Origin of the sequence: Xanthomonas sp. WHRI 8932A (assembly GCF_035012785.1) — a bacterium.
In the GTDB taxonomy this organism is placed as follows: Bacteria; Pseudomonadota; Gammaproteobacteria; order Xanthomonadales; family Xanthomonadaceae; genus Xanthomonas.
The window spans coordinates 322,187-340,942 of record NZ_JAYGQQ010000004.1 but is presented as its reverse complement, the minus strand read 5'-3'; the positions used below and the strand labels follow the sequence as shown (position 1 = coordinate 340,942).

The window sequence follows — 18,756 nt, the reverse complement described above, 5'->3', positions numbered from 1 at the left end:
TTCGCCCCGCACCCTCACCTCAACCCCTCCCCCGCAGGGAGAGGGGCTTTGAATCCCTTCTCCCCCGGGAGAAGGTGCCCCGCAGGGGCGGATGAGGGTACGCGCGCAGCCTAATGGACGTGCCATGCAGCGCGGCTTCGCTCCGCACCCTCACCCCAACCCTCTCCCGCAGGGAGAAGGTCTTTGAATCCCCTCTCCCGGCGGGAGATGGCTCCCGCCGGGAGAAGGCCCCCGCAGGGACGAATGCTGGCGCTAGGCCTTAAAACGCAATGGGCCGCGTTAGCGGCCCATTGCGACACACACCCACGCTCCAAAGAGCGCGTGGCTTACTTCAGCTTCGCATCGGCGCGCAGGGCGTCGGCGCGGTCGGTCTTTTCCCACGAGAACGCGGTCGCGCTGTGCTGCGCGCCGGTGGCGTCGGTATAGGTGAAGTCCTTCGGCTTGCGGCCGAAGTGACCGTAAGACGCGGTCTGCTGATACATCGGGTGGATCAGGTCGAGCATCTGGATGATGCCGAACGGACGCAGGTCGAAATGCTTGCGGATCAGCTTTTCGATCTGCTCGTCAGCGATCTTGCCGGTGCCGAACGTGGTGACCGAGATCGAGGTCGGCTCGGCCACGCCGATGGCGTAGGAAACCTGCACTTCGCAACGGTCGGCCAGGCCGGCGGCCACGACGTTCTTGGCCACATAGCGTGCGGCATAGGCGGCCGAGCGGTCGACCTTGGACGGATCCTTGCCCGAGAACGCGCCGCCACCGTGACGGGCCCAGCCGCCGTAGGTGTCGACGATGATCTTGCGACCGGTCAGGCCGCAATCGCCCACCGGGCCGCCGATCACGAACTTGCCGGTCGGGTTGATGTGGAACTTGGTGCCCTTGTGCAGCCACTTGGCCGGCAGCACCGGCTTGAGGATCTCTTCGCGCACCGCTTCGATCAGGTCTTTCTGCTTGATGCCCGGGTCGTGCTGGGTCGACAGCACCACCGCGTCGATCGCGGTCGCAACGCCGTCTTCATAGCGCAGGGTGACCTGCGACTTGGCGTCCGGACGCAGCCAGGACAGCGCCGAGTTCTTCTTCTTGCGGATCTTGGCCTGCTGCTCGACCAGGCGGTGCGCCAGGTGGATCGCGGCCGGCATGTAGCTGTCGGTTTCGTTGGTGGCATAGCCAAACATCAGGCCCTGGTCGCCGGCACCCTGCTGTTCGGGGTTCTTGCGGTCCACGCCCTGGTTGATGTCCGGCGACTGCTTGCCGATCAGGTTGAGCACGCCACAGGTCTCGCCGTCGAAGCCGACGTCGGAGCTGTTGTAGCCGATGTCCAGGATCACCTTGCGGGTCAGCGCTTCCAGGTCGATCCAGGCGCTGGTGGTCACTTCGCCGGCAACGATCGCAACACCGGTCTTGACCATGGTCTCGCAGGCCACGCGGGCACGCTTGTCCTGGGCCAGGATGGCGTCGAGCACGGCATCGGAGATCTGGTCGGCGATCTTGTCCGGATGGCCTTCGGAGACCGATTCGGAGGTGAACAGGTAGCTGGACATCAGGCTTATATCCCTTAATTCGGATGAAAAGATGGCTGCGGATGATACACGCCCCGTGTGTCCGTTGCATTGTGCGCCTGAACGCGATGCCGTGGGGTTAAGCACAACCGACAAAACGCCCCGGCAGCCGGCAGTGAGGTGTCTACATCACGCAACGGCGGCAATACGCGAGCGAGGCATGCCGATCCCCCACCGGCCAGTGCCGTCTCTGCGACAGCACGGCGTGCAATGGGGTCTCGTGTGCCACTGCACGAGCTGCTCGAACATCTGGCCGGCACCGGTGTCGCGCGGCAAACGCTGTGGTCGGCGGTGGGCAGCTACCCCCGACAGCAACCGCTACAGCCTTGAGCAACCCACCGCTCAGTTCGATTCGGCCAATTGCAGCTGGGGTTCGTGGCTGACCGGGAAATTGATCGAGCGGGCGATGAAGCATTTTTCATGCGCGGTGTGGTGCAGCGCCCTGGCTTGCGCGAGGTCGCTGCCCGGTGCCAGGGTCACCAGCGGGCGCAGCACCACCGAGGTGAACTGCCCGGCGCCATCGGCCTGCTCCAGCATCGCGCCTTCGGCGTTGTCCTCGTAGGCCTGCACGATGATGCCGGCATCGGCGCACAGCCCCAGATACCAGAGCTTGTGGCAGGCCGACAGCGAGGCGACCAGCAGGTCTTCGGGGTTCCAGCGTGCCGGGTCGCCGCGGAAGCCCGGATCTGACGAGCCGTCGATCACACTGGCCTTGCCCTCGGCCTCGATACGGTGGTCACGACTGTAGGCGCGATACCCCGAGGTGCCGCTGCCCTGGTTGCCGGTCCAGATGACCTTCACGCTGTACTGGTGCTGTTTGTCTGGCATTGCCGCACTCCTTGTCTGTGGCGCACAGGGTGCGCCCTTCAACCCTGGCAGACAGGGTACTCGACCGCCCCGGCCTCTACCGGGGGCGGCACTTCCCAACGGTGGACCATCCGCGCCAGGTCGTTGTTGCGCAGGCTGCTGTCGCGCTGGCCGTTACGCCGATACATCTCTTTCTCGGTCTGCTCCAGCTAGCAGGGGGGCAATCGCGCGGGGTCGCCGTGTAAGCAGGTCGAGGGCTTTCCTGCGCATCTGCCGCGACAGGTGCATGGCGTTCCCCACGAACGGCTGCCGCTCGTCCAGGCCGCGCTTGCGTATGCCTATCCACTGCAGCAGCGCAGCGTGCCGGCTGCTGCGATGCGATGCTGGTCGCCCCGGCGTGTCTCTTCAAGACACACCCGCGCAGACGCAGGTGTGTGCCGACCGAAAGCGCGTGGGTCGATGCCTATCCGTGCATGTCGGGCCTGCTAGCATCGGACGATGGATTCCCTGACCCAGATCGTTCTTGGTGGCGCAATCGCCGCTGCCATTGCGCCGCCCGGACAGCGGCGTGCCGCGTTGTTGGCCGGCGCGGCCCTGGGCACTTTGCCCGACCTCGATGCGCTGGCGCTGCTGACGCTGACCGACGACCCGGTCACCCTGATGACCGTGCATCGCAGCGTGAGCCATTCGCTGTTCGTGCTGCCGCTGGTCGGCTGGCTGATCTGGTGGCTGTTCCGGCGCTACGGCAACGGGCGCGTGGCCAGCGCACCCACGCGCTGGTTCTGGGCGATCCAGCTGGCGTTGATCACCCATCCGCTGCTGGACGCCTTCACCGTGTACGGCACGCAGCTGTGGTGGCCGCTGCAGCCGCATCCGACCATGTGGTCGAGCGTCTTCATCATCGACCCGGCGTACACGCTATGGCTGCTGCTGGCTTGCGCGGTTGCCTGGTTCGCGCGCGCGCGTCCACTCGCGCAGCACGTGTTGGTGATCGGGTTGGTGGCAAGTTCGGCCTATCTGGGCTGGTCATTGATCGCCAAGCATCTGGTCGATCAGGAAGCCGACCGCGCGCTGGCGGCGATGGGGCTGGTCGATGCGCCACGCTTCTCGGTGCCAATGCCGCTCAACACCTTGCTGTGGCGGGTGGTGGCGATGACGCCGAATGGCTATGTGATCGGCGAGCGTTCGCTGGTGGCCGACACCGGACCGATGCAGTTCCGTGGCTTTTCCAGCAATACCCAGGCACTGGGCGAAGTGGCGGCATTCGATTCGGTGCGCCGATTGACCTGGTTCAATCGCGGCTTCATGCGTGCACGCCTGGTCGACGACGATTTGATGCTCAGCGATCTGCGCATGGGCCTGGAGCCAGACTACAACTTCAACTTCGTGGTCGCGCATCGCGACGGCGGGCAGTGGCAGCCCATCGTCCCGCGCCAGGTCCAGGCGGCCTATCGCGCACCGGTGGCACGCGATCAGATCGGAGCGGTGCTGGCGCAGATGTGGCACCGCATCTGGCATGCGCCGGCCGGCACGGCGCTGACCGGCGATCTGGAACAGGTCGATACGCCGGTGGCTACACCGGCAGCGTCGACGCAATAAGAGTCGCCCACAAAACGACTGTGCAGCCGCCCGGCGGGCGCTGCATGTGCCCGGCGCGGCATGTGGCGCTCGCACTCCGCTTGGGCGTGCCGTCTACACCCAGCTGACGCCTGCGTGCCAGGTGGGTTAGCCACTTCACGCCATGGCGCGCAACGGATGGCAGCACGCGGCGCACGCATCGTGCAGGCGCGTGTGCGAGCGCAGCCCGGATTCCTCAGGCGGCGTTCGGCAGCGGCGGCGCGACGCCGGCAATCAAGGCGTCGAAGTAATCGCGGGTCAGCGCCAGCTGCGCCTCGGGCGTTTCGGCGCGATTGACCACGGCGCGGAAGTCGGCGCTTTGCGGGTGATCCTTTGCGTACCAGCCCAGATGCTTGCGCGCGATGCGCACGCCCTGCGGTTGGCCGTAAAACGCGTGCAGCGCGTGTAGGTGGTCGAGCAGGGTGTCGCGTACGAAGGACAGCGTCGGCGCCGGCAACAGCGTGCCGGTGGCCAGGTAATGCGCCACCTCGCCGAAGATCCATGGCCGCCCCTGCGCGGCGCGGCCGATCATCACCGCATCCACGCCGGTCTCGCGCAGCACCTGCGCCGCCTTCTGCGGCGAATCGATATCGCCGTTGGCGATCACCGGGATCTCCAACGCGGCCTTGATCTGCGCAATCGTCGCGTACTCGGCGCTGCCGGTGTACTGCTGGTCGCGGGTGCGTCCGTGCACTGCCAGCGCAGCGATGCCGCACTCCTGCGCGATGCGTGCGATGGTCGGGCCGTTGCGATGGTCGCAATCCCAGCCGGTGCGGATCTTCAGCGTCACCGGCACATCCACCGCCTGCACCACTGCACGCAGGATCCGCGCCACCAACGCCTCGTCGCGCATCAACGCCGAGCCCGCCCAGGCATTGCAGACCTTCTTGGCCGGGCAGCCCATGTTGATGTCGATCAGCTGCGCGCCATGGTCCACGTTGTAGCGCGCCGCGTCGGCCAGCTGCTGCGGCTCGGTACCGGCGATCTGCACGCTGATCGGGTCGGGCTCACCGGCATGGTCCATGCGGTGCAGCGACTTGCGCGTGCCCCAGAAGCGCGGATCGGAGATGGTCATCTCCGACACAGCCAGCCCGGCACCCAGCCGCTTGCACAACAACCGGAACGGCTTGTCGGTGACGCCCGCCATGGGCGCGAGGATCACCTTGGGGGCGATGGAGTAGGGGCCGATCTGCATGCGCGCATTGTCGCTGCGGTTGCCGCTGCTGCCAACTCGGGCGCCGCCGGAGGGGCGCATGCAGTAGCGAACGCTGACCTAGACTGCAACAAGCCAGCGCATGCGTCAGCCGGATCGCGCGGAGGCGACCGGGCCGAACATTCCAGGATCAGCGGATCAGCTGATACAGCTCGAAGCCCTTGGCGCCGCCGTCCAGGATCAGCAGCAGTTCGTCCGGTCCCAGTGCGACCAAGCGGCCGACGCTGTTGCCGTTGGTGCCGTCGGAGATGTTGCCGGGCGCGTAGCGGCCTTCCGGCTCGTCGTTGACCGTGCTGGCACCAAGGAATGCGAACTCGCGGCTGTCCTTGGCTAGCGGATACAGCGTGCCGCTGCGGCGCTGCGAGCCGCTGACCTTGCTGAAACGATAGCCGCAGGCATCGCGGCTGATCTCGGCCTTGAAGTACGGGTAGGCATAGGCAAACCGCTGGTCGACCTGGATCGAGCGCACCTTCCAGCGGCCGTCCAGCTTGCCGGGCAGCTGCGGCGACTGTGCACGCTGCAGCAGCGTGCGCGCTAGCGCGGCGCCATCCTCCTGCTCGGCATCGTCGTAGTGCGGCGCGATCGCCTGTTGCAGGCTGTCTGCAGATACGGTCACCGCAGCGCGGTCGGCATCGCTGGCAGTACCGTTCCAGTCGCAGCGCTGCGCAGCGGCTGACAGCGGGACAAGCAGGGCGCACAGCGCAACGAACGGAATCAGGGAACAACGACGCATCGAACACTCCTTGTCGTAATGCAGGCCCGTCGCGGTGACGGGCGGTCAGGTGTGGTGTGGCGTGGCGAGTGAACGCAAACCGATGCCGCCACAGGCGCAGGCAGTTAGCCGGCGTCCGGCAACAGCCGCGGCATCGATGCCGCGGCGCCTTCCACTTCGGTGGAGCGCGCTGCGTAGCGGTTGGCAAAGCGCACGTGGGTGATGAAGCTCGCGCCCGGCGACTGCGCCAGCGAGGCCACCAGCGCGCCGTTGAAGGCGTCGCCGGCACCGGTGGTGTCCACCGTCTGCGCGCTCTCTGCGCCCACGCGGTAATGCGCGGCGCTATCGCCGCGCAACTGCTCGTCGGCATGCGAGATGAAAGCGCCCACCGCGCCCAACGTCACCACCACGGTGCCGCCCGGCAACAACTTGCGGCACAGCGAATGCAGCGTGTTGCCGTCCAGCGCCGCGACATCGTCGGCGTTGATGCGCTCGCCGACGTGACGGCCGAGCAGCGCGGCAAATTCGGTTTCGTTGGGGGTCAACACATCCGCCAGCTTGAGCAGGCCGATCGAGGTCGGGGCGTTGGCCGGCGCGGCATTGAGCACGGTCAGCACACCGCATTCGCGCGCCAGCGCCAGCGCCGACTCGATCGTCTCGGCCGGCGATTCCAGCTGCGCCAGCAGCACGCGTGCCGAGGCGACCAGCGCGCGCTGGTTCTCGACAAAACCGGGGCTCAGCACCGAGTTGGCGCCGGCGCCGATCACAATCGTGTTGCGCCCGTGGCCGTCGACATAGATGCCGCCGGTGCCGGTGGGTTCATTGCTCGGTTCGGCGATCAGCGTAAAGCCGTCGTGCGCCGCCAGCGAGCGCGCCAGCGCGCCGCCGGCATCGTCGCCCAGCGCGCACAGAAAGTGCGTCTTGGCGCCGGCACGTGCGGCCGCGACCGCCTGATTGAACCCTTTGCCACCCGGGCCGGTGCTGTAGCGGCCGGCGATGGTGGCACCCGGCGCAGGCAGCACATCGCAGCGCCACACGTGATCGACATTGAAAGACCCGACAACGACGACCGAACTCATAAATACCTGCTTGCTTGAATGACTTGAAGAAACGTGGCGTCCGGCGATTAGACCGTGACGCCGATGAACCCGCGCCGCCTCAACCGAAGTGCGAGAGCACGCCTGCAATGGTAGCGGTCATGAAGGTGGCGATCGAACCGCCGAGCACCGCACGCAGGCCGAATTTGGCCAGATCGTGACGACGTTCCGGCGCCAGCCCGCCAATACCGCCGATCTGGATCGCGATCGAGCTGAAGTTGGCAAAGCCGCACAGGGCATACGTGGCAATCAGGCGGCCTTCGTCGCTCAGGCCCACGCCCGGCACTTCGCCCTTCACGATCCGCGACAGCTCGCTGTAGGCGACGAACTCGTTGATCACCACTTTCTGGCCAATCAGGGACCCGACCGTGGTGGCGTCCACCCACGGCGTGCCGATCACCCAGGCGATCGGCGCCAGCACGTAACCGAAGATCGTCGACAGGTTGGTCGGCCGCCCCAGCGCTGCAGCGGCGCCAGTCACCTCGCCCAGCCAGGTCAGCGGCGCATTGATCAGCGCGATCAGCGCAATGAAGGCCAGCAGCATCGCGCCGATGTTCAGCGCCAGGCGCAAGCCATCGCCGGCGCCGGCCGCAGCCGCATCGATGATGTTGCTGGTGGTTTTTTCCACTTCCATCTTGACCGTGCCGCGGGTCAGCGGCGTGCCGGTTTCCGGCACCAGCAGCTTGGCGACCACCAGGGTGGCCGGCGCGGCCATGATGCTGGCGGCCAGCAGATGCTTGGCATAGAACGCCTGCTGCGCAGGATCGCTGCCGCCGAGCATGCCCACGTATGCGGCCAGCACGCCGCCGGCGATATGCGCCATGCCGCCGATCATCATCGTCAGCAATTCGGACTGGGTCATCTTGGGGATGTAGGGGCGCACCGTCAGCGGCGCCTCGGTCTGGCCGATGAAGACGCTGGCGCAGACGCTGGTGGTTTCTGCGCCAGACACGCGCATCACCTTGGTGATCGCCCAGGCCATCGCACGCACCACCACCTGCATCACGCCCAGGTGGTACAGCACGCCCATCAGCGCGGAGAAGAAGATGATGGTGGGCAGCACCTGAAACGCAAAGATAAAGCCGTAGCTTTCGATGTTCATCAGGCTGCCGAAAATGAAGGTGGAGCCTTCATTGACGAAGCTCAGCACCTTCACAAAGCCCTTGCCCAGCGAGTCGAACACGTCGCGCCCGCCCGGTACCAGCAGCACCAGCGAGGCGAACGAGATCTGCAGCAACAGGCCGGTGCCGACCAGCTTCCAGTCGATCGCGCGGCGGTTGGTCGAAAACAGCCAGGTGATGCCGATGAGCACCGCCAGACCGAACAGGCCGAAACCGATCCTTCCTAAACCTTCGACCATTCCATTCCCCGGGCTGCCAACGGCAAAACGATGAAGCCTAGAGCAGGGGGTGTCGGCGGGCAAGGCGAGCGGCATTCAGAAGGCCGGCACAGGGTTGCGCGGGCGCCCGGCCCGGTAAACTGCGCAAGCCGGTCCGGGGCAGGTGCCCTGGAGGTCGCAGGAGTTCGCCATGCTTTACCGTCGTCTGGGTTCCACCGGGCTGCAGCTATCGGCCGTGTCGTTCGGGGCCTGGGTGACCTTCGGCAAGCAGATCGGGCGCGGCGAGGCGCGCAACCTGATCGCCGCCGCCTGGGACAACGGCATCAATTTTTTCGACAACGCCGAGGTCTACGCACGTGGCCGCGCCGAAGAGGTGATGGGCGATGTGATCGCCGACCTGCGCCTGCCGCGCGATGGCTACTGCGTGTCGAGCAAGGTGTTCTTCGGTGCGGTGGACAGCCCGCGCCCGACCCAGCGCGGGCTTTCGCGCAAGCACGTCACCGACGCCTGCCACGCGGCGCTCAAGCGCTTGCGTGTGGAGTATCTGGATCTGTATTTCTGCCACCGGCCCGACCCGGACACACCGATCCAGGAAACCGTACGTGCGATGGACGCGCTGATCCGCCAGGGCAAGGTGCTGTACTGGGGCACCTCCGAGTGGAGCGCCGAGCAGTTGCGTGCGGCCATCGCGATCGCCGAGCAGGAACACCTGCATGCGCCGGCGATGGAGCAGCCGCAGTACAACCTGCTGCACCGGCAGCGGCTGGAGCGCGAGTACGCGCCACTGTGCGAGGCCGGGCTGGGGACCACCATCTGGTCGCCGCTGGCGTCGGGCCTGCTGACCGGCAAATACAACGGTGGCGTGGAGGCCGACAGCCGCCTGGGCCAGCCGGAGAACGCCTGGCTGCAGGACGAAGTGCTGGGGACGCCCGAGTCGCGCCGTCTCGAGCGGGCCCGCGCGTTTTGCGCGGTGGCTGCCGAGCTCGGGCAGTCTCCGGCGCGGCTGGCCATCGCCTGGTGCCTGCGCAACCCGCATGTGTCCACCGTGATCCTGGGCGCGAGTCGGGTTTCTCAATTGGAAGAAAACCTGGGGGCGCTGGAGACTTTGGTGCAGGTGGATGCCGCGGGCTGGGAGCGGGTGGACGCGGCGACGCGTTGAGCGATGCGCCGCAAACGATTGGTTAGGTCAATCGAAAGATGTAAAGCGATGCAAAGATCGAGAGTCACAAATGAGAATGGCTCTTGATCATTAAATGAGAATGGTTATTATTTGTCTGGCCAACCGACTGGAGAACCAGATCATGACCGCTCATCCCGTACTGCTCCGCTCCGAACCGGTCAACCTGCGCGACCGCGCCGTGCCGCGTGTTGTGCCTGCCGAAGACCTCATCAGCAGCGAGGCGCTGCTCAAGGGCCGTCGCGAAGTGCTGATCCAGCACGGCGACCGCGTTTATCGCCTGCGCCATACCAGTAACGACAAGCTCATTCTGACCAAGTAAGTCCTGCCGAGCCGACGCGGGCGACCCGATGCGGGTCGTCCGGCCGCGGCCCTGAGGCAGACGCGTCGCGCAACCGCTCCAGGCGCGCCACGCTGTGATTGCGTGTTCGCAGCCGACGTTGCGCTGCGCAGTGCGGCCGTGCCGACCGGCCTCCGCACAACACGACCGATGTGGGCACGCCGCCGCTGCCCACCGCTTATCTCTCCACCCCCGGTTGCCGCATGCGGCATGCCGCAGCGTGCGCTGCCGGGGGCTCCCACAAAGGTTCCTAGATGATTCGCCTGCATCCGCTGGTGGTCGCGCTGTCGCTTGCGCTGCCTGCTGTTCCGTTGTGTGCCCACGCTGCCGACTCAGACGCCGGCGGCGATGCTGCGCGTGAGGTGCACGACTTCGATCGCCTGCAGATCACCGCCACGCGCACCCAGCGCGCACTGATCGATGTGCCGGCCACGGTGGATGTGATCGACCACGAACAACTGGATAACCAGCTGGTGCGCGAACTCAAGGATCTGTTTCGCTACACGCCCGGGGTGTCGGTGACCAGCAACAGCGGTCGCTTTGCCGGCGCCAGCGGTATTCGCATTCGCGGGCTGGATGGCAACCGCGTTGCGATCCTGGTGGACAACGTGCCGGTGTCGGACACCTTTGCCTTCGGCAGCTATCTCAATGCCAACCGCAATTTTGTCGACCTCGAAACGCTCAAGCGGGTGGAAGTGGTCCGTGGGCCGACCAGCTCGCTGTATGGCTCCGATGCGCTGGGTGGCGTGGTGGCCTTTGTCACCAAGGACCCGTCGGATTATCTGAGCACCGATAAGCGTAGCTATGTCGGGCTGAAGTTCGGTTACGAAGGCGACTGGAATGGTTTGTTTGCCGGTGCGACCGCCGCATTCGGTGGCGAGCGCTGGAGCGGCATGGTGGCTGTGGCGCATCGCCAGGGCCAGGAAGCGCAAAACCAGGGCGACAATCGCAGTCGCGATTTCACGCGCACCGCCGCCAATCCGCAGACCATCGACGGGCGCAGCGTGTTGGCCAAACTGGTGTACGCACCGAACGCGCAGCAGCGTTTCAAGCTCACTGTCGAAGGTAACGAGGACTATGGCAGCATCGAAGCGTTGAGCGGCATCGACCCGCGTGTGACCACGCCGTCGCTGCGCATCCTGTCGCAGGACGGCCGCGATCATCAGACCCGTGCGCGGGTGTCGTTGCGGCACGAGCTGGACGCGCTGGACGCGGCGCTCGCCGACGATCTTCAATGGCAGTTCTATCGCCAGGACAGCGACAGCCTGCAACGCACCGACGAATTGCGTGGCAACAACACGCGCCGCCACAACGAACACACTTTCGACCAGCGCGTGTACGGGTTGCTGGTCAATGCGCACAAGCGCATCGAAACTGCGGCGTTGATCCACGACATCACCTACGGCCTGGACGGCACCTGGACCGACACGCGCGCCAAGCGCGATGGGTATTCGGTCAATCTAGCCAGTGGCGCGATCACCAACCGCGTTGGCCAGGACGTGTTCCCGGTGCGCGATTTCCCCAAGAGCGAAACCACCAAGCTCGGTCTGTATGCGCAGGACGAAATCGAGCTACTGGATGGCAGGTTGTCGTTGACTCCAGGCGTGCGCGTGGATTATTTCCGTCTGGCGCCGCAGCTGGACGACATCTTTCGCGAAGACAATCCCGGCGTGGCGGTGGCAACCATCGACCAGACGCAGGTGTCGCCAAAATTCGGCGCGGTGTGGCGGTTCTCGCAAGCGTGGTCGGCATATGCCAACTATGCGCACGGTTTTCGCGCGCCGCCGTACAACGATGTCAATATCGGCTTTACCAATCTGCAGGCGCGCTACACCGCCATCGCCAACCCGGAGTTGAAATCGGAGACCAGTCGCGGCGGCGAGCTGGGCCTGCGCTTCAACGATGTCGTCGGCTATCTGGGGGTGAGCGTGTACTACACCGACTACCGCAACTTCATCGAATCGTATGCGCCGGCTGGCGTCAACGCGGAGGGTTTACTGCTGTTCCAGTCGCGCAATGTGGACGACGTGGTGATCAAGGGCGCCGAAGCGCGCGGCGGGCTGGATTTGGGCGCGCTGGCCGGCTGGCAGGGTTGGTCGTTGAACAGCGCGTTGGCCTATTCGGAAGGCGACAACCTCACCGACGACACGCCACTCAATTCGGTCGACCCGTTGCGCGGCACGCTGGGCGTCGCTTTCGACAGCGATGCTTGGGGTGCGGAATTGATCGGCACCTTTGTCGCACGCAAGCGCCGGCCGCAGCTGGACAGCTATTACACGCCGGCCGGCTACGCCACGCTGGACTTGATGGGCCATTGGCAATTCGCACCCGGCGCCAAGGTCACTGCAGGCATTTTCAATTTGGCCGACCGCCGCTACGTGGACTGGAATGCGCTGCCCAATGGCACGCTGGCCAGCAGCACGGTGCTGGATCGGTTCACCGGCGCCGGACGCACGGCGTCGGTCAGTCTGGCGGTGAGTTGGTAGCCGCCATGCCCATCACCCGCTCACTCCCGCTGTCCTCGACTGCACATGCCGACCGCGCCGCATTGCCGCGCGCACCGCAGTTATCGGCGCTGGGCACGGTGCTGTGTTTGTATCGTCCCGCGCTGGGCAATGAACTCGATGGCTGGCAGCACGCGGTCGATGCCGCCGCCTCGCGCCAGGTGGACAGCGATGGCGTGCGCGAAAGCATCTGGTTCTTCGGTGCCGACGGCCAATGTTGCTGGCGGCTGTATCTGTTGCCGGATAGCGATTTTTTGAGTTGGGATCGCCTGGTCTCGCGCCTTCCGCCACTACCGACGGAGACGCACGGCCTGGGCGTCGGCGAACGCTTATGGCGTCGTCTGGCCGGACGCCTGTGCGGTGAGAGCTGGCGCTTGAGCGCACTGCGCCTGCAGTCCACTGCCAACCGCCAGCAGCCGCTGGCCGCCAATCTTGCGACCGTGTCTGCGCTGGGTGCGGACGTCGCCGCGCGCCTGGCCCGCGAAGAAGGCATCGACGGACGTGTGGCAGTGGACGATTGCTGCTGCGCACGCGCTGCCGCCTCGCGCGCTGCGCAGGCCACCTCACGCGGTACCGATCCCACCGACATGACCACGTCGCTGCTGCGCTTGCGCCGCTGACGTGCCTACGACCACGACCGAGAATTCCGATGAGCCGATTGTTTCCGTATTTCCCTGCAGTGATGCTGAGCCTGTTACCGGTGGTCGCCACTGCGGCCGCAGAGCCCGAACGCGATCGCCAGAGCATCCTGGCGATGCAGGGCGAATACGCGGTGGATTTCGCCTTCGACGAAACCGTGTTGCTCAAGCCCGGTTACGAGCGCGCATCGGCGATGCGCAGCGCTGCCAACGAAGTGGTGATCGTGGTGGAAGACACGCCACGCAAGATCGTGTTGCAACATTTGCTGGTGGATGAAAAGACCAAGCATGTGACCAAGCACTGGCGGCAGGATTGGGTCTACCAAGCGCCGCAGCGTTTTGAATTCAGCTCCGACCAGACCTGGCGGGTGCGTGCAGTGCCGGCGACGACGACTGCAGGTGCATGGACGCAATGCGTGTTCGAGGTGAGCGATGCGCCGCGTTATTGCGGCAGCGGACGCTGGGACTACGCCGATGGCCACCCGACCTGGACCAGCGATCTGAGCTGGCGCCCGTTACCTCGCCGCGAATACACCAAGCGCAGCGACTACAACGCGCTGTCGGTGATCAATCGCCACACGCTCACGCCCAACGGTTGGACGCACGAACAGTTCAACACCAAGGTGCTGCGCAAGCCCGATGGAAGCCAGCAGGCCATCGCACGTGAGTTCGGCTTCAACGATTACCGCAAGACCAGCGAGGTCGACTTCGCTCCGGCCTACGCCTACTGGAAGGGCACGCAAGGCTACTGGGCCAAAGTGCGCACGCGCTGGGCCACCTTCCTGGACGCACCACCGGGTCTGCATCTGAAAACCAAACCCGATGGCATGGCGATGATCATGCCGATGTTCGAACAGGCCGACACCGTGCAGAAGGGCAAGCCGGTCAAGGACGCGCAACTCGACGCGGTATTCGCTCAGTGGGTGGAACCTGCGAACTAACCACCGGCTATCGTAGGAGCGCACCCGGGCGCGACGCGGCTTTCCTGGTAATGCCCGTCGCGCCCGGGTGCGCTCCTACGCGCGAGACGGGCGTTATTCCTTGAACATCAAAAATGCCGCCACCAGGATCAGGCCGAACGCGGCCCAGTGATTCCACTTCAGCGACTGGCCCAGGTAGAAGGTCGAGAAGCCGGCAAATACCAGCAACCTGATCACCTCGTGTCGAATCGATGAATGACGCACAAGAACGTCGTAGGAGCGCACCCGGGCGCGACGTGGCTTTCCTGGTAATGCCCGTCGCGCCCGGGTGCGCTCCTACGGGCAAGACAGACGTTATTCCTTGAACATCAAAAACGCCGCTACCAGGATCAGCCCGAACGCGGCCCAGTGATTCCACTTCAGCGACTGGCCCAGGTAGAAGGTCGAGAAGCCGGCGAATACCAGCAACGTGATCACTTCCTGCATGCCCTTGAGCTGCGGCGCCGAATACACCGCGCTGCCCATGCGGTTACCCGGAACCTGCAGGCAGTATTCGAAAAACGCGATACCCCAGCTGACCAGGATCGCGATCATCAGCGGCGTGCTTTTGTACTTCAGATGCCCGTACCAGGCGAAGGTCATGAACACGTTGCTTGCGAGCAGCAGCAGGATTGGGTACAGGTACGCAGTGAAGGCGGTCGTGGGCATGACGGCGGACGGCAGGAAAGGGGCCGGCAGCATAAGCCAGCGCCGTTAAGCGCACGCGACCGTTTCGATGCGCCGGGCGCAGGCTAAGGCGGTTGGAGGCCTGTGCGAAACGCTGGTCTGCAGCAGGGCCATGCAAAACGACTCGCCTTACGTCGCGGCTCCCACGCTCACCCTGCTAGCGCTGCATACCCCAGCGACGCACAGTGAGCCGTTCGATGGCCTGGAATACCACGCCTTCCACCAGCAGGCCCAGTACGATCACCATGGCCAGGCCGGCGAACACCTTGTCGGTGTACAGCTCGTTGCGGTTCTGGAAGATGTACCAGCCCAGGCCGCCCTGGCCGGAGGTGGCGCCGAACACCAGCTCCGCTGCGATCAGGGTGCGCCAGGCGAACGCCCAACCGATCTTCAGGCCAGACAGGATCGCCGGCAGCGCGGCCGGGATCAGCAACTGCGCAACATAGCGTGGACCACGCAAGCCGTAGTTGCGGCCGGCCATGCGCAGGGTCTCAGGCACCGCCTGGAAGCCGGCGTAGGTGGTCAGCGCCAGCGGCCACAGCACCGAATGCACCAGCACGAACACCAGGCTGCCGGTGCCCAGCCCGAACCACAGCAAGGCCAGCGGCAACAGCGCGATGGCGGGCAGCGGGTTGAACATCGCCGTCAGCGTGCCAAGCACATCGCGGCCCCAGCGCGTGGAGGCGGCCAGGGCGGTGAGCACGAAGGCCAGCACCACGCCGAGCACATAGCCCTGCGCCAGTACCTTTAGCGAGGCACCCACGCGGCGCAGCAATTCGCCCGAGAGCAGCCCCTCAAAAAACGCGCGTGCGGTCTGCCATGCGCTGGGCAACATCAGATCGTCGCCGACCACGCGCGCGGCGATTTCCCACACCGCCACCAGCACCGCCAGCACCAGCGCCTTGCGCAGCCATGGCGGCGCCTGCCAGCGCGCGGGCGCGGCCGTGGCGATCAGTGCGGGGTCCAGCGGCTGGACGGCCAGCTCGTACTCGGCGCGCACCGGCGGGAGCGGTGGCAGCCTGGCGGCAGGGCTGCGGCTCATGGCAGTGCCTCGCGTTGACGCATGGCCGGGCGACGCAAAGGCGCCACCTTGTCGTTGTCGAGCGTGGCGTCGGGCAGGTCGAACAGCAAGCGGTGAATGCGCTGCGCGGTCTGTTGAAACGCTACGCTGCCGGCGCTATGCGGGCCAAATGCGTGCGCGTTGAGTTCAGCGCGTACCTGGCCGGGGTGCGGCGACAGCAGCAACACACGGTTACCGACCACCAGCGCTTCTTCGATGGAGTGGGTGACAAACAACAGCGTGAAGCGCAATTGCTCCCACAGCTCCAGCACCTGCTCCTGCATGCGCGAGCGCGTCAGCGCGTCCAGCGCGGCGAACGGCTCGTCCATCAGCAGCACACGCGGACGCATCGCCAGTGCACGTGCAATGGCAACGCGTTGCTTCATGCCACCGGACAAGGTGTGAGGGTAGGCCTCGGCAAACGCGCTCAACCCGACCTGCGCCAGACTTTCGTCGGCACGCTCGCGCGCTTCGGCGCGGCTGAGCTTGCGCGCTGCGCGCAGGCCGAAGATCACGTTTTCGCGCACGGTCTTCCACGGTGCCAGTTGATCGAACTCCTGGAATACCACCACTCGATCCGGCCCCGGTCCGGTCACTGCGCGCCCGTCCAGACGGATCTGTCCTTCGCGCGGACTGACGAAGCCGGCCACCGCCTTGAGCAAGGTGGACTTGCCGCATCCCGACGGCCCCAGCAGCACAAAACGATCGGCTTCATGCACATCAAAGCGCACCCGGTGCGTCGCGCGCACCACGCGCTGCGCGGACGCATATTCCAGGCTGACATGATCGACTTGCAGCAATGGTGTGCTCATCGCTCAGCTCCCGCCTGCAATCAGCGGGTCATCGAAGAAATAGTCGCCCACCTTGGCAGGCGCCTGCTTGATCGCACCGCTGTGCTGCATGAACTTGCCCAGCTTCAGCGTGTTCTGCGGTGCCACGGTGAACTGCACCTTGGGGTCCTTGAGAATCTGCAAGACCAATACACGGTCGATGCTCGAACCATTGCGACGCAGGAAGATATCCGCCGCCTGTTCCGGATGCGCGGTGACGAATTTCGCCGCCTGATCCAGTGCGGCGACAAAGGCGCGATAGGTCTTGGGATTATCGCGGCGGAATTTTTCGGTGGCGTACAACACCGTTGCCGACGACGGGCCGCCTTCGATGTCATAGGAACTGGTCACGATATGCGCGGCAGGGTTGCGCGCCAGTTCCTGTTCCTGAAACGGCGGGCTGGCGAAATGCGCGGTGATTTCGGTGCGGCCACGGATGATCGCTGCGGCGGCATCCGGGTGCGGTAATGCCACCTGCAACGGATCCAGCTGATGGGTGCCCTTGTCGCCCCAGCGTTGTTGCGAGGCATGCTGCAGAAAGCGCGATTGCACCGACACGCCGGTGGCGGGCACCGCAATACGGTCCTGCGGCGTGAAGTCGCCGATGCTCTTGATGCGCGGGTTGTTGCTGATCAGGTAATACGGAAAATTGCCCAGCGAGGCCACACCGCGCACATTCTGCCGACCACGGGTGCGGTCCCAGATGGTGAACAACGGCCCGACGCCTGCGCCTGCAATATCGATCGAACCGGTGAGCAAGGCATCGTTGACCGCCGCGCCGCCGGACAACTGCAGAAACTGCACATCGATGTCCACGCCAGCGGCCTTGCCTTGCTGCTCGATCAGCTTCTGGTCCTGTGCCACATCCAGCAGCAAGTAGACGACGCCGAACTGCTTGGCGATGCGCAGTTTTCCTTCTGCCTGCGCGGTGGCGCTCAGCAGCAACGGCAGTGCTGCCAGCAGCAACACCGCGACGCGCCTTGAGACTGTGCGGCGCTTGGAAGGTGCGTGAGAAGTGACGGTCAAACGCATGCGGCGCTCCAGTCGAAAGGGGGGGAGGGGACAGGCGCACGCTCAGAACGGCGCGTCGCCTTCGATGGTGGTGCGGTTGAGCCGGCGGCGCAGGTGGTCGGGCGTGCCTGCGGCCAGATGCATCACCGAGCGGTTGTCCCAGAACACCATGTCGTGCGCCTGCCATTGGTGCCGGTACACCAATGCATCGCGGGTACTGTGTTCGAACAATGTCTGCAGCAACGCAGCACTTTCGTCGTCGGGCAAGCCGACGACACGGGTGGTGAAGTGTTCGCTGACGAACAGTGCTTTTTGCCCGGTTTCCGGGTGCGTCCGCACGATGGGGTGCTGCACCGGCTTTACTTCTGCAATCTGTTCGGGCGTCAGCGCCGGGCGCCACGGATTGCGCGCGCGCAGCGCTTCGTACTTGGCGAGATAACTATGTTCGGCACGCAGGTCCTGCACGCGGCGCTTGAGCGGCTCGGGCAGCGTTTGCCAGGCCAGATGCTGATTGGCGAACAGTGTGTCGCCGCCGTCGCTGGGCAGTTCCTGCGCATGCAGCAGCGAGCCCAGGCTGGGCGTTTCCTTGTAGGACAGATCCGAGTGCCAGTAATGCCCGGCATCGCCCAGTCCGATCGGCTCGCCGTTCTCCTTGATGTTGGACACCACCAGCACTTCCGGATGCCCGCGCAGCTGAAAGTTGCGCAGCACATGGATCTGCAACGGCCCGAAACGACGGCTGAAATCCACCTGCTGCGCAGGCGTGATGCGTTGATCGCGGAACACCAGCACGTGGTGGTCCAGATGTGCCTGATGGATGCGCGTAAAGGTGGCGGCATCCAGCGGCTGCGACAGATCCAGCCCGATGACTTCCGCACCCAGTGGCGCGTCGAATGGCACGATTCGCACGCCGGACGTCTGCACGGTGGCGGCATCGTTGCGCGGCGATTGCACGCGCGCTGTAGAACTCACGCTGGCCATGACGGTGGCACCTCGACGACAGCTAAAGGCCGCCCGAACGGCGACCGGACTGGTCACTCTAGGCAGTCGTGCCGCCGCTGCGAACGTACGATTGGCAAGGTGCTTATGCACTGCAGGTATATGCGTTGCGACACAGGCGATGCCGATCGCTGCCGAAGACACAGCGCTGCATGACAGTGGGTCATGCAGCGCATTTCGCGTCGCAGCACGCGGCCATTCGCCAACACT

The 18,756-nt window shown here is 65.3% G+C and carries 17 protein-coding genes and 1 pseudogene; 6 read left to right on the top strand and 12 right to left on the bottom strand.

All coding sequences use genetic code 11. The annotated features are described in order from the left end of the window. Window positions 1-326: 326 nt before the first annotated feature. Window positions 327-1,538, bottom strand: a complete 1,212-nt coding sequence (gene metK, locus VC212_RS08770; protein ID WP_055851016.1) for a methionine adenosyltransferase — start codon at window positions 1,536-1,538, stop codon at window positions 327-329. Between the two features lie 360 nt (window positions 1,539-1,898). Beyond that, entirely contained in the window at window positions 1,899-2,384 is a 486-nt protein-coding gene (locus tag VC212_RS08765) for an OsmC family protein (RefSeq protein ID WP_323515502.1), read from the bottom strand. A 477-nt stretch (window positions 2,385-2,861) separates the two neighbouring features. On the opposite strand from VC212_RS08765, the gene VC212_RS08760 reads away from it, so the two are divergent. Continuing rightward, complete coding sequence (locus VC212_RS08760) at window positions 2,862-3,962, top strand: metal-dependent hydrolase (RefSeq protein WP_115512488.1); 1,101 nt, start codon at window positions 2,862-2,864, stop codon at window positions 3,960-3,962. Between the two features lie 214 nt (window positions 3,963-4,176). Here VC212_RS08760 and dusB read toward each other — a convergent pair whose 3' ends face one another. The 4 genes from dusB to VC212_RS08740 form a co-directional block, all read right to left on the bottom strand. Next, window positions 4,177-5,175 (bottom strand): tRNA dihydrouridine synthase DusB, encoded by a 999-nt coding sequence (gene dusB / locus VC212_RS08755; RefSeq protein ID WP_115512487.1) that lies wholly within the window; start codon window positions 5,173-5,175, stop codon window positions 4,177-4,179. A gap of 148 nt (window positions 5,176-5,323) precedes the next feature. Further along, window positions 5,324-5,926: a DUF4893 domain-containing protein gene (locus VC212_RS08750; RefSeq protein WP_115512486.1), complete on the bottom strand. Its 603-nt coding sequence runs from the start codon at window positions 5,924-5,926 to the stop codon at window positions 5,324-5,326. A gap of 104 nt (window positions 5,927-6,030) precedes the next feature. Further along, window positions 6,031-6,984: a ribokinase gene (locus VC212_RS08745; RefSeq protein ID WP_323515501.1), complete on the bottom strand. Its 954-nt coding sequence runs from the start codon at window positions 6,982-6,984 to the stop codon at window positions 6,031-6,033. 79 nt (window positions 6,985-7,063) lie between these two features. Further along, window positions 7,064-8,362 carry a nucleoside transporter C-terminal domain-containing protein gene (locus VC212_RS08740; protein ID WP_055851040.1) on the bottom strand — a complete coding sequence of 433 codons (1,299 nt, stop codon included), beginning with the start codon at window positions 8,360-8,362 and terminating at the stop codon, window positions 7,064-7,066. A 169-nt stretch (window positions 8,363-8,531) separates the two neighbouring features. Here VC212_RS08740 and VC212_RS08735 point away from each other — a divergent pair, with 169 nt between their 5' ends. The 5 genes from VC212_RS08735 to VC212_RS08715 all read left to right on the top strand — a co-directional run bounded on the left by VC212_RS08735 (window position 8,532) and on the right by VC212_RS08715 (window position 13,941). Continuing rightward, window positions 8,532-9,500: an aldo/keto reductase gene (locus VC212_RS08735; RefSeq protein WP_115527128.1), complete on the top strand. Its 969-nt coding sequence runs from the start codon at window positions 8,532-8,534 to the stop codon at window positions 9,498-9,500. 100 nt (window positions 9,501-9,600) lie between these two features. Next, entirely contained in the window at window positions 9,601-9,840 is a 240-nt protein-coding gene (locus VC212_RS08730; protein ID WP_005991480.1) for a hemin uptake protein HemP, read from the top strand. Between the two features lie 272 nt (window positions 9,841-10,112). Next, a complete protein-coding gene (locus VC212_RS08725; protein WP_323515500.1) occupies window positions 10,113-12,344 on the top strand; it encodes a TonB-dependent hemoglobin/transferrin/lactoferrin family receptor in 2,232 nt (743 codons plus the stop codon). Between the two features lie 5 nt (window positions 12,345-12,349). Then, a complete protein-coding gene (locus tag VC212_RS08720) occupies window positions 12,350-12,982 on the top strand; it encodes a Hemin transport protein (protein ID WP_323515499.1) in 633 nt (210 codons plus the stop codon). Window positions 12,983-13,011: 29 nt separating this feature from the next. Further along, window positions 13,012-13,941, top strand: coding sequence for a DUF6607 family protein (locus VC212_RS08715; protein WP_323515498.1), 930 nt, complete (start codon window positions 13,012-13,014; stop codon window positions 13,939-13,941). A 93-nt stretch (window positions 13,942-14,034) separates the two neighbouring features. On the opposite strand, the pseudogene VC212_RS08710 reads toward VC212_RS08715, so the two are convergent. From VC212_RS08710 to VC212_RS08685, 6 genes and pseudogenes are all read right to left on the bottom strand, one after another. Then, a pseudogene (locus VC212_RS08710) lies at window positions 14,035-14,160 on the bottom strand (DMT family protein); the annotation flags it as partial. Window positions 14,161-14,274: 114 nt separating this feature from the next. Then, window positions 14,275-14,628 (bottom strand): DMT family protein, encoded by a 354-nt coding sequence (locus VC212_RS08705; protein ID WP_055851451.1) that lies wholly within the window; start codon window positions 14,626-14,628, stop codon window positions 14,275-14,277. A gap of 175 nt (window positions 14,629-14,803) precedes the next feature. After that, the gene (locus VC212_RS08700; protein ID WP_316690572.1) at window positions 14,804-15,688 is read right to left on the bottom strand and encodes an ABC transporter permease; all 885 of its coding nucleotides are present in this window, start codon (window positions 15,686-15,688) and stop codon (window positions 14,804-14,806) included. Beyond that, entirely contained in the window at window positions 15,685-16,518 is an 834-nt protein-coding gene (locus VC212_RS08695) for an ABC transporter ATP-binding protein (RefSeq protein ID WP_115512479.1), read from the bottom strand. The genes VC212_RS08700 and VC212_RS08695 overlap by 4 nt, the downstream gene beginning before the upstream one ends. Window positions 16,519-16,521: 3 nt before the next feature. After that, on the bottom strand, window positions 16,522-17,568 hold the full coding sequence (locus VC212_RS08690; protein ID WP_323515194.1) for an ABC transporter substrate-binding protein: 1,047 nt from the start codon (window positions 17,566-17,568) through the stop codon (window positions 16,522-16,524). A gap of 42 nt (window positions 17,569-17,610) precedes the next feature. After that, the gene (locus VC212_RS08685; RefSeq protein ID WP_323515192.1) at window positions 17,611-18,528 is read right to left on the bottom strand and encodes a TauD/TfdA family dioxygenase; all 918 of its coding nucleotides are present in this window, start codon (window positions 18,526-18,528) and stop codon (window positions 17,611-17,613) included. Window positions 18,529-18,756 lie beyond the last annotated feature (228 nt).